Origin of the sequence: Pseudomonas sp. FW305-25, assembly GCF_017351415.1 — a bacterium.
GTDB lineage: Bacteria > Pseudomonadota > Gammaproteobacteria > Pseudomonadales > Pseudomonadaceae > Aquipseudomonas > Aquipseudomonas chlororaphis.
Map to the genome: position 1 here is coordinate 21218 of NZ_JACNDE010000009.1, position 13003 is coordinate 34220.

Sequence of the window (13003 nt, forward strand, 5' to 3'; positions counted from 1 at the left end):
CGTCACTCTTCCAAAAACAACTTGATGCTTTCTGCAACATGCGAGCTGATTTCATGGGTGAAACCAGCGGCATCCGAAACCCCATGCTCAAGGCGCCCATCGGCCCGTTGGATCACGTAAGCATGATTGGGCATCGGTTCGCCCGTTACATCGTTCACCAGCTTCAAACGGTCAGTGAAGTTCACCGGCATGGGCAAGAGCCCGGTGAAGGGGGCGTTGACCACCGTGTCGCCAATGATGACGGTGCCGGAGCCCCCGATGATGATGTTGCCGTGCCCGCCGGTGCTGTCCAGCGTGGCGGCATTCAAGCCATTGATGAATACAGTGCTGGAAACCGCCCCGGTTATCGGGCTGCCGCAAGCTGATTGGTCACTCTTTCGAGCGGCGGCCAAGCCGTCGAAAATGACATTGGGCGAACCCGTGACGATAGGGTTGGTGCCGTGGCCGGGAAGCGGGCAGGCGGTTGGGTCGCTGACGCGGGCAGCGGGTTTACCACTCATGATCGGTCCTTGAAGTGTTGCAAGTCATCCAGTTGGGGCGCGCATGATGCAGTAACAAAGCGTCCTCTTCAAACTTGGATTCATTACGAACACTAGCCTTCACTGAGGTTTTCGCTCTACCCAATCAGTTGGCGGTGTCTCTGCCAAAACTCAAAAAAAAACCAGAAGAAACTGAGGGAAGACTATATTAAAGTCTTTAAGTGGAGCTTATTGTTAGCGTCGTTTCTCCCTGAGTCTGGATGAGAAAGTTAATGAGGCGAAGACGAAACATACTCTTCTCTGCTCGATTAAAATATGTACAGGTATTGCTAAATGTCTGAAATGTCTAAATTAAGGTGCGTTCAGGTGTGACTCTCTGTTAGAAGGGAACGCCTTGGTCAATGATACTAATGAGTGCTTCTTTGGCAAAGGGGATAGTGGTATGGAGTTTGGAATATATCAGTTGGTGCCATATTTTCTGTATACGGTGTGGGGTGATGAGTTGAAGTTGTTTGGTGAAATATATACGTGGTAAGTGTGTTGAGGGTGTTTTGATGTGGTTCGGTTTTTCTTAAAGAGACATGTTGTGTGGTGGTCCGTCTTTGTTTTCTTCCAGATATTTCTCTGCTTTTTCTGAGAATTCAAAAAATAAAGCCCAATACTCTTTTGAAATGTCTATTCCTTCGTTGAAGTTTTTTCCGTATCTTGCGCATAATGTATAATATCCAAACATATAGAAGGCGACATCTTCATTTATTTGTTTTGATTTAACAAGGAGTGCTATTTCTTCAAAGAAGGCCATGAGCTTTCTTTTTTTGTCCCATATTGATATGTCGGCAAGCTCTGGATGGTCTGAGTCTATTAGGCAGAGCACTTCAAAGAGATCTTTGTCATCGAAAAGTCTTCGGTGCTGAGTTAAAAAGAACTCAGTTCTTTTTAGTCTTGCTGCTGTATCTTTGTCTTGTATGTCTTTTGAGCGCTGCTCATCTAATCTACGTAGTTCTTGGTATATTTTGTATAGACCTACCGCACCAATTATTATTGCGGTCACTACACCTGCTGCTTGCCAATATACTGCCCACTCCGACATAGTCATACACGAGTTAAAAACAATGTCGCAATATCTTGAAGGCTCTGTCATTTATTAAGACTCAAGAGTCTCAAGGATGTCATGAACGATGTAGCGTTTTACGACACCTTGAGCGCTTATTACCTTGGAAACTCTCAGATATACTTTTCCTGATTCGCCTTCATTATGCTCTTGCATAGATTTAAGGGAAAGTCCTCTAACTCTACTGTCGTCAGGGTTAGCAAGGGCGAAAGAAATAACGCGTCCTTCTTCGTCAGAGTATAGTCTTCCGAAGTGGCTTAGGATGTTGACTTTAGTGACGTTTCCAATTATGTACTTGGTTTGTGTTTCCTCTTCCCTTGTGGTAACGAAGTCCAAGGTGTGACGGTCTAGAGTTAGTGTGTCTCCGACGCGAGGTCTATTGAAGTATATTTTTATATTTTCATCCCTGGAAATAGCTTTATGGATTAGATTCATTGGTGATTCTAATGCATCCGCAATTTCATGTATGAAAATTTCATTTGTTGCAGCGATTTTCTTTACATATGGTGTTTGTGGCTCTGTAGTAATGCCGACAGATGCAGAGAGAACCCAGGTTAAATAGTCCCAAAAAACTGCAGGTATTACAGAGTTGCCAATTTTTTTTACTATTCTTTGCTCGAATCTAATATCGACTTGCTCTTCAAAGCATCCTTTTTTTGATGAGTGAACAAAGGCTTTTGCTCCCTTGGCGCTTTGATTTTTTGTTCGAACCTCTTCATTGTTGGAGAGGGAGTGTGATACTAGATTTACTGTTCGTGCCAAACCATAAATAGTGTTGGCTGCATCGTAAATGTCAAGTATTCCTTCGTCTGCAACGCCGCCTTCAATGCGAAGTATTAGGCTTATTTCTTTTGCGTCCATGCGTTTTCCTGTAGTTTGGCTTTGGTGGTTATTTATATATTTTTTTGGTTTTTAGAAGCAGCTGCTCAGGGAGGGATGCTACTAATTTGACATTAATGTGTCCATTTTTCTTTCATCTATCTTGTGGCGTTGCGGCTTTATAACGGGGGCAGGAGGGGCATCGCGCTGTTGGAAATTTCCTGTATCTGGTTCCTTATTGATCCTCTTCATTCCTCGCGTTAGCTTGAGTTTGTTGCTGCCAACTCAGCAACCGGGCCTGGAAATCCGTAGAAACAATAGGCGCATAGGCGCCGCCTTGCATTAGAATGTCGGCGCTTTTTTGTGTCCGCACACTTTGTTATGGCGGCTGTGCGCGGGAGGTCTTCGGACCTGCCGGGTTCCTATTGTCCCGGTTTCCAGCCTGCGTACAGCTGCCACCCTTTCGCCTGGAAACGAATGTGGCAGCTCATCACATAGGAGCTAGTCGCATGGACGTTTTGACTCAGTATCTTCACCTCGCAATCTCCAGCCTTCCAGTAATTACTGGAGGTGCACAATGAGCACTTCAATCAAAACCCTCGGTACCGTCACCTTTGCCCCCACGGGTGAATCCCAACACCCACTGTTTCGCGTCAACCCCGATGTGCCGCTGCGCGAGGCGTTGGAGCATGTGTCTCAGTTGCTGTTCCACGCCAAGATGCTGGCCCTGGATGCGGCCATGGAGCGGGACGATCGTTATGCCTGGGCGTCCCATTACTTCAGTGAGATGGGCAAGGCGATTGTGGATGATCTGTGCCTTGGCGAGTGGTCGGTAGCGGACAGTTGTCGGTCCTGATGTGATCATCGTCGTCCGGGTATAAGCCCTGAATGAAGGCCCCATTGCTGGGCCTTCATACCAAAGCAAACGCGTAATGCCAACCGCGCTCGTTGGTTTCCTTCAAGCGCAGATGGAAGCCTCAAGAGAGGCACAATAACGTTATGGGGATACGGAAGGGAATTCTGGCTGCTATATGAGAGAGGGCAGGATGCCAAAAGGCCCTTAAAGGGCCTTTTTGTATTCAGGTGAAAAGCTCAATCGCTTTCATTGCACTAACCGATAACAGCATGATTCCCCCAAGTCCCCATACAATATAGTGCGATAGGGTGAGCCTTCTTTTAAGTGGCTGGGGAAAGGTATCTATCTCGTTAGCGTCCAGTATGCCTTTTTTGATATAGGAGGTAGGTCGGGCTAAGAAACCTGCCACCATACCGACCATTACAAGCCTTCCCCAGGGGCCCATGTGAAGATAGAACCTGCTCCCGGTTATTGCCTTGCAGTTTTTAACGTGGCCAAGTATTTCCTCCATGCGGGTGTACCCCCAATAGAGATAGATACCAGCCATGCTGAATATTCCAAGAAAAGTCAGGGCACATAAAACAGCAAAAAAATCATGTGGGGAGCTAATTAGGTTCATTTTCCTTTCTCATATATAAACTCTCCAATGCTTTCGCCCCCGGCTTCACCCAGTTTCCCTGCCGCATAAGAGCCCCCTCCGACGACTATCAGGCCGCACACCATGCTACCGATGCCACCTGTAGGGACTCCAATGGCTACACAGACAGTTCCAGTAGCGGCAGTACCTAAAGCCATTCCTGCAAACATTCCACCCGCTACTCCGCCGGTAAAGCTTCCGGTTTCCGTAAAGCGTACCTTCTCACAAGCCTGCTTATTCCCTGCTGAGCAAACGTCCTGAACCTTCACATAAGACGCTCCACCGCCCAACGCTGTCCCAAGCCAACCGCCCCACTTGATTACCTTGGAGGCTGTTGCAACACCTTCAATCTGTGTTGCGTATCCCGGTATCTGTCCCACCGCGCCTGCCTGAGTCCAGCGATGCACCAAGCTGCGGCTTGAAATATTCAAGGCACTCTTGAGTTTGGGGTGATCAGGGAAGGCAATGCTCATTTTCGTGACGGTTGTCAGGTTAGCGTCCAACTGCACGAACAGCTTTTTTCTTTCACTGAAGAACTCGACGCTACGAAGGTGGCCGTCTCGCAGGAAGAACTTCTGATGAAGCGCTTCGATATCCAGCAACGTTCTTTTCAAGCTATCCATATGGTTACCAACGGCCGCCGTGCTGACACCCAAGGCAGTCGAACCATAGGAAAGTATCGACTCAACCTGCTCCCGGTGCTTGAGCATAAAAGCCGCTTCCTCATCGCTCAGGGATGCCAATGCCGCGCTGACCTTTTCCGCCGCTTCCATCAGCAGCGCTTCTTCGCGAGTGCATTGGTAGTTGTCAGGATGACTGAGCACGACGAGTTGCCCAGGTTTGGCATCGTTTGAGAGTTGAGGATTGAGCCGGCGGAATTTCTCCAGCACCGCCTTATCGGCTTGACCGAACAACACCGTCTCCAGCGCCGCTCGGCTCATGGGCGTTTGCACGATATGAAAACCCGGCTCGACCAGATGCTGCGTGTCCTGCACGGACAACGGCGGTGAAACGATATCGCCGTGAGCAACGCTCAGGCCGCGCACCTGATCCCGCGGCACCGCATCGGCAAACTCGTTTTGCGGGTAGCCCTTATGAATGGCGTCGGCCCAGCGCTGGGTATTGATCACCGCCGGCCCGACGCAATCGCTGTCGAGCGGGATGGTCGGCTGATTCCCGGAGCAGACCGTCCACTGAGTGGCGATCAGTCGGTTGGCCCCGGTCGGGCAGCCACATTGCACCAGGCTGCCCTCCACCGCCGTGGCTTGCTGGTCATCCACCCAGGTGTGATGGCCCTCGGCGATAAAACCTACCGTCTGGCATACCGGGCACCAGACCGGGTCGGCAATGCGGGCCACTCGTTGATTCACGACAAAGGTGGTGCCCGAGCCGGCGATGACCTTGCCGCCGGTTGTGGTGGGGTCGCCTTCCCTGATGACAAAAGCCATGGCGTACGTTCCTGGTGAGAGATGGGCCCTCGAACGTAACGACGAATATCAGGCTGCTGAATCAGGCGATCCTGAAATGCCTATCTCCTCGGCTGGCCTCAGCCCCGTCGACTCATAACGACGCAAGACCGCTGTCCGCCCCTCGTACCAACACCTGCGGCTCCCCCTGCTTGATCACCCAACGAATCAACTCGGTGACGCTGATGCGGTGCTGGCGCTCGACCCATTCCAGGCCTTCGGGGCTGTAGTGCTCGCTGTAGCGGCTGAGGGTCAGGTGCTGCTGGTCGTCTGACAGGCGCAGGCTGACTTCGCGGCATTGCAGGGAGGCGTCGCCGTGTTTGGCCACGCGTTGCAGCAGGACCAGGGCGTCGGTTTCAGAAGTCATCATGAGTTGCTCCTTCACAGCGGTTTTTCGCGGGGCTGGTAGCGCCTTGCTTGCCTTCCTGCACGAAGGCGGCGCGGTGTTCGGCGTTCACGTCGCGCAGGGCGCTGTAGTAGTCGGGCATGGTTTTCAGGCTGTCGGTCAGCGGCAGCAGGGCGGCGCGGCCGTCCACTACGCCGCCGACCATGGCGACGGTGCCCAGGGTCTGCACGGTGTCGCTGTTGTCGCCGAAGGGGGAGACCACGAAGTTGAGGATCTTGCCCACGGAGTCGCGGCTGTTGTCGGTGCCCAGCAGCGGCAGTTCGACGATGGGACCGTTGCCGATGCCCCACACGCCGAAGGTCTGGCCGAAGTCGGCGGTGTGGCGTGGGATGCCGAGTGGGTCCGAGACGTTGAATAGGCCGAGCACGCCGACCGTGGTGTTGACCGCAAAGCGCCCCAGGCTGTTGACCGAGCGCTGCGGGTTGCCCTGCAGCAGGTCGTTGATGAAGACCTTGGGCTCGCCGAAGTTGCTCGCGAAGTTGTGCACACCCTGTTGCATGAAGTCGGGCAGATGGCGGTAACCGCGGGCGACCGGTGCCAGTGCGTAGTCGTCGACGGCCTTGTTGAAGGCGAACACGCCACGGTTGACCGGCTCGGCGGGGTCATAGATCGGATAGTCGACCTTCGCGCAGGCGATTTGGGTAGTGGGGCCCGGGCTGGTACAGCCCGCCAGGTAGGACAGGGACAGCAGCAGGGCGGTATGACGAGGCAGGCGGGCGGAACACAGGAATGAGCGCATGGGCGGCGGACCTTGGGAACAGGGAGGCCGATGCTGGCATGGGCGTTTTGCTTAAAGATGTCTGCTTTATTGCGGGGTTGTCGGTTTGTTACCGCGTTGAAATATATGACGGGCCGCGTCCAATGGTTTTGAATGACAGCTCATTCCGAGCTTGAGTGATACACACTGGTGAGCAGTCTGTTGATCGTGGACGACGACCTTGAGGTCCTCGCGCTGCTGAAGAAATTTTTTGTGCAACACGGCTACTCGGTGGAAGTCGCCACCGAGGGCGCTTCGCTGTGGGCGGCGCTGGAGCGGCAGGTGCCGGACCTGATCATTCTCGACCTGATGCTGCCGGGGGAAAACGGCCTGACCCTGTGCCAGCGCCTGCGCCAGCAGCACGCCGTGCCGGTGATCATGCTGACCGCCATGGGCGAATTGAGCGACCGCGTGGTGGGGTTGGAAATGGGCGCCGACGATTACCTGAGCAAACCCTTCGATGCCCGCGAGTTGCTGGCCCGGGTGCGCGCGGTGCTGCGTCGGGCCGGGGAGAGTCGGCCGGTGACCGGGGAGGTGCCGCGCCCGTTGATCCGGTTCGCCGACTGGCAACTGGACCTGACCCGCCGTGAGCTGCGCTCGCCGGACCAGGTGATGATCCCGCTGTCGGCGGGGGAGTTCGACCTGCTGCTGGTGTTCGTCGAGCATCCGCAACGCATCCTCACCCGCGAGCAGTTGCTCGATCTGGCGCGCGGGCAGGCCCATGACGCCTTCGACCGCAGCATCGATGTGCAGGTCAGTCGCCTGCGGCGCAAGCTGGAGTTCGACACCAAGCGCCCGGCGATGATTCGCACGGTGCGCAATGGCGGTTATCTGTTCACCCCCAGCGTGACCCGCCAATGAGAGCAAGACACAGACCGGGCGGCCCGCGCGACACCATCGCCCGCTGGATCGCCCTGACCACCCTGATGGCGATGCTCACCGCGCTGGCCTTCAATGCGCTGTTCGTGCAGTTGGCCGGGGTCTGGGCCAAGCCGCCGTTGAGCGAATCCGGCCTGGTGGAAAAGATCGCGTCCATCAGCAATCTGATCGACGCTTCGGAGCCGACGCAACGCGCGCGCCTGGCCGAGTCGGTCAGCGACCACGGCCTGAGCGTGACCTGGCATCCTACGCGACGGGATATCGAGGTGCCGGTAGTCGATGAGCCGGAGTACCGCGAGGGTTCGACGAAACTCAAGCAACTGCTCAGGCCGGGGGCAGGGCACATTGAAGCCTACCAGCCCAGCGACTGGCCGGAGCCGGGCGGACCTTATGCGTTGTTGATCCAGATGAGCGACGGCTCCTGGCTGATGTTCTCCTCGGTCTCGCGCAACTGGGGGCTGGACGAGGGGCCGCGTAACCTGATCGTGATCGGGCTGGTGTTGTTGTCCACCGTCCTGGTCGCCCTGATCGCCACCCGCCGCCTGGCCAGGCCCTTGCAGCAGTTCGCCCTGGGCGCGCGGCGCTTTGGCGTGGACTTTCGCGCGCCGCCCATCGAGCCGGTCGGGCCCCACGAGATTCGCCAGGCGATCCTCGCGTTCAACGCCATGCAAGCCCAGTTGCAGCACTTCATCAAGGACCGCACGCAGATGCTCGCGGCGATCTCCCATGACCTGCGTACCCCCCTGACGCGCATGCGCCTGCGCGGCGAGTTCATCGAGGACCCCGAGCAGCAGCGCCGGCTGTTCCATGACGTCGACGAGATGCAGGCGATGATCAACTCGGCCCTGGATTTCTTCCGTGACGACGCGCGGCTGGAGGAGGCGACGTCCTTCGATCTGGCGGAACTGCTGCAAACCCTGGTCGACGATTACCGCGACCAGTCCATCGACATCGCGTTCAGCGGCCCGCCGCGCCTGGTGTATTTCGGCCGCCCGCTGGGGCTCAAGCGGGTCATGAGCAACCTGCTGGAAAACGCCATCAAATACGGCAGCGAACCGGCGATTGAAGTGCTGGCGGATGCCGAGCAGGTGAAGGTCTGTGTGCTGGATCGCGGGCCGGGGATTCCCGTCGAGTGGCAGGAACAGGTGTTCGAGCCGTTCTTCCGCATGGAAAGCTCGCGCAACCGCAACACTGGCGGCGTCGGCCTGGGGCTTTCCGCGGCGCGGGCGATCGTGCTGGAGCACGGTGGCGAGCTGCGCTTGCGCAACCGTGACGGTGGCGGGTTGCAGGCCTGTGTGTTGTTGCCGATGACATACCTGTAGGAGCGAGCTCGCTCGCGATAGCGCCCGACCGGACGGCCCGGCCGCTGGCCGCTACGCGGATCGCGAGCAAGCTCGCTCCTACAGGGGACACAAGTTAGGGCGAGGGGGGATTGGGCATGGGGTTGTCCCGGTACACCCGCTCGTCTTCCTCCATCACCCGCGACGCCCGGCCGACCAGCACCGGGTCGGGTTGATGGGCCACGCGCAGGTTCTTGCCCGGATAGTCGAGGGAATGCAGGAAGTGGCGGATGCAGTTGATCCGCGCGCGCTTCTTGTCGTCCGACTTGATCACCGTCCAGGGCGCATCGGCGGTGTCGGTGTGGAAGAACATCGCCTGCTTGGCGGCGGTGTATTCGTCCCACTTGTCCAGCGACTTGATGTCGATGGGCGAGAGTTTCCAGTGCTTGAGCGGGTCGTCGCGGCGCGAAATGAAGCGGCGCAGTTGCTCGTCGCGATTGACCGAGAACCAGTACTTGAACAGCAGGATGCCGCTGTTGCACAGCATGCGCTCCAGCTCGGGCGTCTGACGCATGAACTCCAGGTATTGCAGGGGCGAGCAGAAGTCCATGACCCGCTCGACCCCGGCGCGGTTGTACCAGGAGCGGTCGAAGAACACCATTTCCCCGGCGGTGGGCAGGTGCTGGATATAGCGTTGGAAATACCACTGGCCCTGTTCCTGCTCGCTGGGCTTTTCCAGGGCGACGATCCGCGCGCCCCGCGGGTTCAGGTGCTCCATGAAGCGCTTGATGGTACCGCCCTTGCCCGCGGCATCACGCCCTTCGAACAGCACCACGACGCGCTGCCCGGTTTCCTTGACCCAGCTTTGTACCTTGAGCAGTTCGATCTGCAATTCCTGCTTGGCCTTTTCATATTCGGCGCGGCGCATGCGGCTGCGGTACGGGTAACTGGCCGGCAGCTTGGCGGTGGAACTGTCTTCATTACTGCCATGGGGCGCGCTGGCCACCTGCAGGGCGACCGGCTGCTGGCTGATGGCGCTGATTTCCGCCTCGGCGGTTTTGGCCGCGGCAGGTTTGGTGGTAGCGCGTGGCCGGCGCGGGCGTGGGGTGGCGGGCTTGCGTGGGGCGCTTTTGCTGCTGGCCGTGACCGTCGGTTTGGCTGTGGGTGTGGCTTTTTCGGGAAGATGGTTGGGAAGGGGACGCGCGGTGGATTCTTCGCTCATATCGGGCCTGTCTGATCGCTCCAATGTCTTTCAGACAGTCTATGGCACACAAGTCAGGGCTTCTTGATGCGCATCAAGGAAGCTTTTGAGCTGGTTTGCATTGGTGCTTTTTAGTCCTCTGTAGGAGCGAGGCTTGCCCGCGAAACAGACGCTGCACAGTACCAGTCTCTCCCCGCCATCGTTCATCGCGAGCAAGCTTCGCTCCTACGGAATCCTGGCGCGCAGGGGCTGCGGCACTTTTCTGTAGGCGAAAAAAAAGACCTTGAATTTCAAGGTCTTTTTTAAGTTTGGTGCCCCGAGGGAGACTCGAACTCCCACTTCTCTCGAAAACGGATTTTGAATCCGCCGCGTCTACCAATTCCGCCATCAGGGCTCAATGGCGGCGAAGTATAGAGACGTGCCTACCGTTGGTCAATCAGGTTTCATGGTCAATTTTGGCTATTTCCGCTAAACTTTCCGGCCCTGCTAGACGAACCCCATCATGCGTGTTGCTGACTTTACCTTCGAGCTCCCTGATTCGCTGATCGCCCGCCATCCCCTGGCCGAGCGTCGCGCGAGCCGCCTGTTGACCCTGGATGGGCTCACTGGCGCCCTGGCCCACCGTCAATTCACTGATTTGCTTGAGCATTTGCGCCCGGGCGACTTGATGGTGTTCAACAATACCCGGGTGATTCCGGCGCGCCTGTTTGGCCAGAAGGCCTCCGGCGGCAAGCTGGAAATCCTCGTGGAACGGGTGCTCGACAGCCACCGTGTGCTGGCGCATGTGCGCTCCAGCAAGTCGCCGAAACCGGGCTCGAAGATCCTCATTGACGGCGGTGGCGAGGCCGAGATGCTGGCCCGCCACGACACCCTGTTCGAGCTGGGGTTTGCCGAGGAAGTGCTGCCGCTGCTGGAGCGCGTCGGCCATATGCCGTTGCCTCCTTATATAGACCGCCCGGACGAAGACTCGGACCGCGAGCGTTATCAGACCGTGTATTCCGAGCGCCTGGGCGCGGTGGCCGCGCCGACCGCGGGGCTGCACTTCGACCAGCCGCTGCTGGAAGCGATTGCCGCCAAGGGCGTCGAGCGCGCGTTCGTGACCCTGCATGTCGGCGCCGGGACCTTCCAGCCGGTGCGGGTGGAGCGCATCGAAGATCACCATATGCACAACGAATGGCTGGAAGTCAGCCAGGACGTGGTGGATGCGGTAGCCGCCTGCCGCGCGCGCGGCGGTCGGGTGGTGGCGGTGGGGACCACCAGCGTGCGTTCCCTGGAAAGCGCGGCGCGCGATGGCGTGCTCAAGCCGTTCAGCGGCGACACCGACATCTTTATCTACCCGGGCCGGCCGTTCCATGTGGTCGATGCCCTGGTCACCAACTTCCATTTGCCCGAATCCACGCTGTTGATGCTGGTTTCGGCGTTCGCCGGTTACCCCGAAGCCATGGCCGCCTACAAGGCTGCCGTCGAGCATGGATACCGCTTTTTCAGCTACGGTGATGCGATGTTCATCACCCGCAATCCCGCGCCACGCGGCCCTGAGGATCAAGCATGAGTCGCACCTGTCGTATGTCTTTCGAGCTGCTCGCCACCGATGGCAAGGCTCGTCGCGGTCGTCTGACCTTCCCCCGCGGCACTGTGGAAACCCCGGCCTTCATGCCCGTGGGCACCTACGGCACGGTCAAGGGCATGCTGCCGCGGGACATCGTCGCCACTGGCGCCGAGATTATCCTGGGCAACACCTTCCACCTGTGGCTGCGCCCGGGCACCGAAGTGATCAAGAAGCACGGCGACCTGCATGATTTCATGCAGTGGAAAGGCCCGATCCTCACCGACTCCGGCGGTTTCCAGGTGTTCAGCCTGGGCGCCATGCGCAAGATCAAGGAGGAGGGCGTGACCTTCGCCTCGCCGGTCGACGGCGCCAAAGTCTTCATGGGCCCGGAAGAGTCGATGCAGGTCCAGCGCGACCTGGGCTCGGACATCGTGATGATCTTCGACGAATGCACCCCGTACCCGGCCGACGAAGACGTCGCGCGGGTGTCCATGGAGCTATCGCTGCGCTGGGCCCAGCGCTCGAAGAACGCCCATGGCGACAATACGGCGGCGCTGTTCGGCATCGTCCAGGGCGGCATGCACCAGGACCTGCGCATGCGCTCCCTGGAAGGCCTGGACAAGATCGGCTTCGACGGCCTGGCCATTGGCGGCCTGTCGGTGGGCGAGCCCAAGCACGAGATGATCAAGGTGCTGGACTACCTGCCAGGCCAGATGCCAGCAGACAAACCTCGTTACCTTATGGGTGTTGGCAAGCCGGAAGATCTGGTTGAGGGTGTGCGCCGCGGTGTGGACATGTTCGATTGCGTGATGCCAACCCGTAATGCCCGCAATGGGCACTTGTTCATTGACACTGGCGTGCTGAAGATCCGCAACGCGTTCCATCGCCATGATGATTCGCCGCTGGATCCGACCTGCGATTGCTATACCTGCCAGAACTTCTCCCGTGCTTATCTGCATCATCTGGACAAGTGCGGCGAAATGCTGGGGAGCATGCTCAATACCATCCATAATTTGCGTCATTACCAACGGCTTATGGCTGGTTTGCGCGAGGCTATTCAACAGGGTACATTGGCCGCCTTTGTCGATTCCTTCTATGCCAAACGCGGGTTACCCGTGCCGCCTTTAGAATAAGTTCTAAAGACGTTTAGACCCACTTTTGCAATTATCCGGAGTGTTACATGAGCTTTTTTATCTCGACTGCAATGGCTGATGCTGCTGCACCTGCTGCTGGCCCCGCCGGCACTGGCTTTGAGTGGATTTTCCTGGTCGGTTTCCTGGTCATCTTCTACCTGATGATCTGGCGTCCACAGGCCAAGCGCGCCAAAGAGCAAAAGAACCTGCTGGGCAGCCTGCAGAAAGGTGACGAAGTTGTGACTACTGGCGGTATCGCCGGCAAGATCACCAAAGTGACCGATGACTTCGTAGTGCTGGAAGTTTCCGACACTATCGAGATGAAGTTTCAGAAAGGCGCTATCGCTGCCACGCTGCCAAAAGGCACGCTGAAGGCGATCTAAGTTTCATCTTTTACCAATCGACGGGGCGCGCAAGGCGCCCCGCTTCA

At 57.3% G+C, this 13003-nt stretch carries 14 protein-coding genes and 1 tRNA gene; 6 read left to right on the plus strand and 9 right to left on the minus strand.

Annotated elements, in window-relative coordinates; genetic code table 11:
* Positions 1-2: 2 nt before the first annotated feature.
* From J4E58_RS10980 to J4E58_RS10990, 3 genes are all read right to left on the minus strand, one after another.
* On the minus strand, positions 3-500 hold the full coding sequence (locus tag J4E58_RS10980; protein ID WP_081363157.1) for a PAAR domain-containing protein: 498 nt from the start codon (positions 498-500) through the stop codon (positions 3-5).
* A gap of 550 nt (positions 501-1050) precedes the next feature.
* On the minus strand, positions 1051-1530 hold the full coding sequence (locus tag J4E58_RS10985; RefSeq protein WP_256583092.1) for a hypothetical protein: 480 nt from the start codon (positions 1528-1530) through the stop codon (positions 1051-1053).
* A gap of 93 nt (positions 1531-1623) precedes the next feature.
* Positions 1624-2451, minus strand: a complete 828-nt coding sequence (locus J4E58_RS10990; RefSeq protein WP_143481881.1) for a hypothetical protein — start codon at positions 2449-2451, stop codon at positions 1624-1626.
* 535 nt (positions 2452-2986) lie between these two features.
* On the opposite strand from J4E58_RS10990, the gene J4E58_RS10995 reads away from it, so the two are divergent.
* Positions 2987-3265, plus strand: a complete 279-nt coding sequence (locus J4E58_RS10995; RefSeq protein WP_087090029.1) for a DUF3077 domain-containing protein — start codon at positions 2987-2989, stop codon at positions 3263-3265.
* 223 nt (positions 3266-3488) lie between these two features.
* On the opposite strand, the gene J4E58_RS11000 is transcribed toward J4E58_RS10995, so the two are convergent.
* From J4E58_RS11000 to J4E58_RS11015, 4 genes are all read right to left on the minus strand, one after another.
* Positions 3489-3812 (minus strand): hypothetical protein, encoded by a 324-nt coding sequence (locus J4E58_RS11000; RefSeq protein ID WP_256583091.1) that lies wholly within the window; start codon positions 3810-3812, stop codon positions 3489-3491.
* A 68-nt stretch (positions 3813-3880) separates the two neighbouring features.
* Entirely contained in the window at positions 3881-5350 is a 1470-nt protein-coding gene (locus J4E58_RS11005) for a PAAR domain-containing protein (protein WP_087090033.1), read from the minus strand.
* 112 nt (positions 5351-5462) lie between these two features.
* Positions 5463-5738 carry a hypothetical protein gene (locus J4E58_RS11010; RefSeq protein ID WP_087090035.1) on the minus strand — a complete coding sequence of 92 codons (276 nt, stop codon included), beginning with the start codon at positions 5736-5738 and terminating at the stop codon, positions 5463-5465.
* Positions 5725-6513 (minus strand): VacJ family lipoprotein, encoded by a 789-nt coding sequence (locus J4E58_RS11015; protein WP_062824734.1) that lies wholly within the window; start codon positions 6511-6513, stop codon positions 5725-5727. The genes J4E58_RS11010 and J4E58_RS11015 overlap by 14 nt, the downstream gene beginning before the upstream one ends.
* A gap of 168 nt (positions 6514-6681) precedes the next feature.
* Here J4E58_RS11015 and J4E58_RS11020 point away from each other — a divergent pair, with 168 nt between their 5' ends.
* A complete protein-coding gene (locus J4E58_RS11020) occupies positions 6682-7392 on the plus strand; it encodes a response regulator (RefSeq protein WP_009045463.1) in 711 nt (236 codons plus the stop codon).
* Positions 7389-8732 carry an ATP-binding protein gene (locus tag J4E58_RS11025; RefSeq protein ID WP_087090037.1) on the plus strand — a complete coding sequence of 448 codons (1344 nt, stop codon included), beginning with the start codon at positions 7389-7391 and terminating at the stop codon, positions 8730-8732. The genes J4E58_RS11020 and J4E58_RS11025 overlap by 4 nt, the downstream gene beginning before the upstream one ends.
* A 94-nt stretch (positions 8733-8826) precedes the next feature.
* Here J4E58_RS11025 and ppk2 read toward each other — a convergent pair whose 3' ends face one another.
* Positions 8827-9912: a polyphosphate kinase 2 gene (ppk2, locus tag J4E58_RS11030; protein WP_087090040.1), complete on the minus strand. Its 1086-nt coding sequence runs from the start codon at positions 9910-9912 to the stop codon at positions 8827-8829.
* A gap of 288 nt (positions 9913-10200) precedes the next feature.
* Positions 10201-10285 (minus strand) — tRNA-Leu (locus J4E58_RS11035).
* A gap of 108 nt (positions 10286-10393) precedes the next feature.
* On the opposite strand from J4E58_RS11035, the gene queA reads away from it, so the two are divergent.
* From queA to yajC, 3 genes are read left to right on the plus strand one after another with little or no spacing between them, the layout of a single operon-like run.
* Positions 10394-11443 (plus strand): tRNA preQ1(34) S-adenosylmethionine ribosyltransferase-isomerase QueA, encoded by a 1050-nt coding sequence (gene queA / locus J4E58_RS11040; RefSeq protein ID WP_087090042.1) that lies wholly within the window; start codon positions 10394-10396, stop codon positions 11441-11443.
* A 14-nt stretch (positions 11444-11457) separates the two neighbouring features.
* Positions 11458-12573, plus strand: a complete 1116-nt coding sequence (gene tgt, locus J4E58_RS11045; protein WP_162096445.1) for a tRNA guanosine(34) transglycosylase Tgt — start codon at positions 11458-11460, stop codon at positions 12571-12573.
* A 47-nt stretch (positions 12574-12620) separates the two neighbouring features.
* Positions 12621-12956 carry a preprotein translocase subunit YajC gene (yajC, locus tag J4E58_RS11050; protein WP_007929510.1) on the plus strand — a complete coding sequence of 112 codons (336 nt, stop codon included), beginning with the start codon at positions 12621-12623 and terminating at the stop codon, positions 12954-12956.
* Positions 12957-13003: the final 47 nt, after the last annotated feature.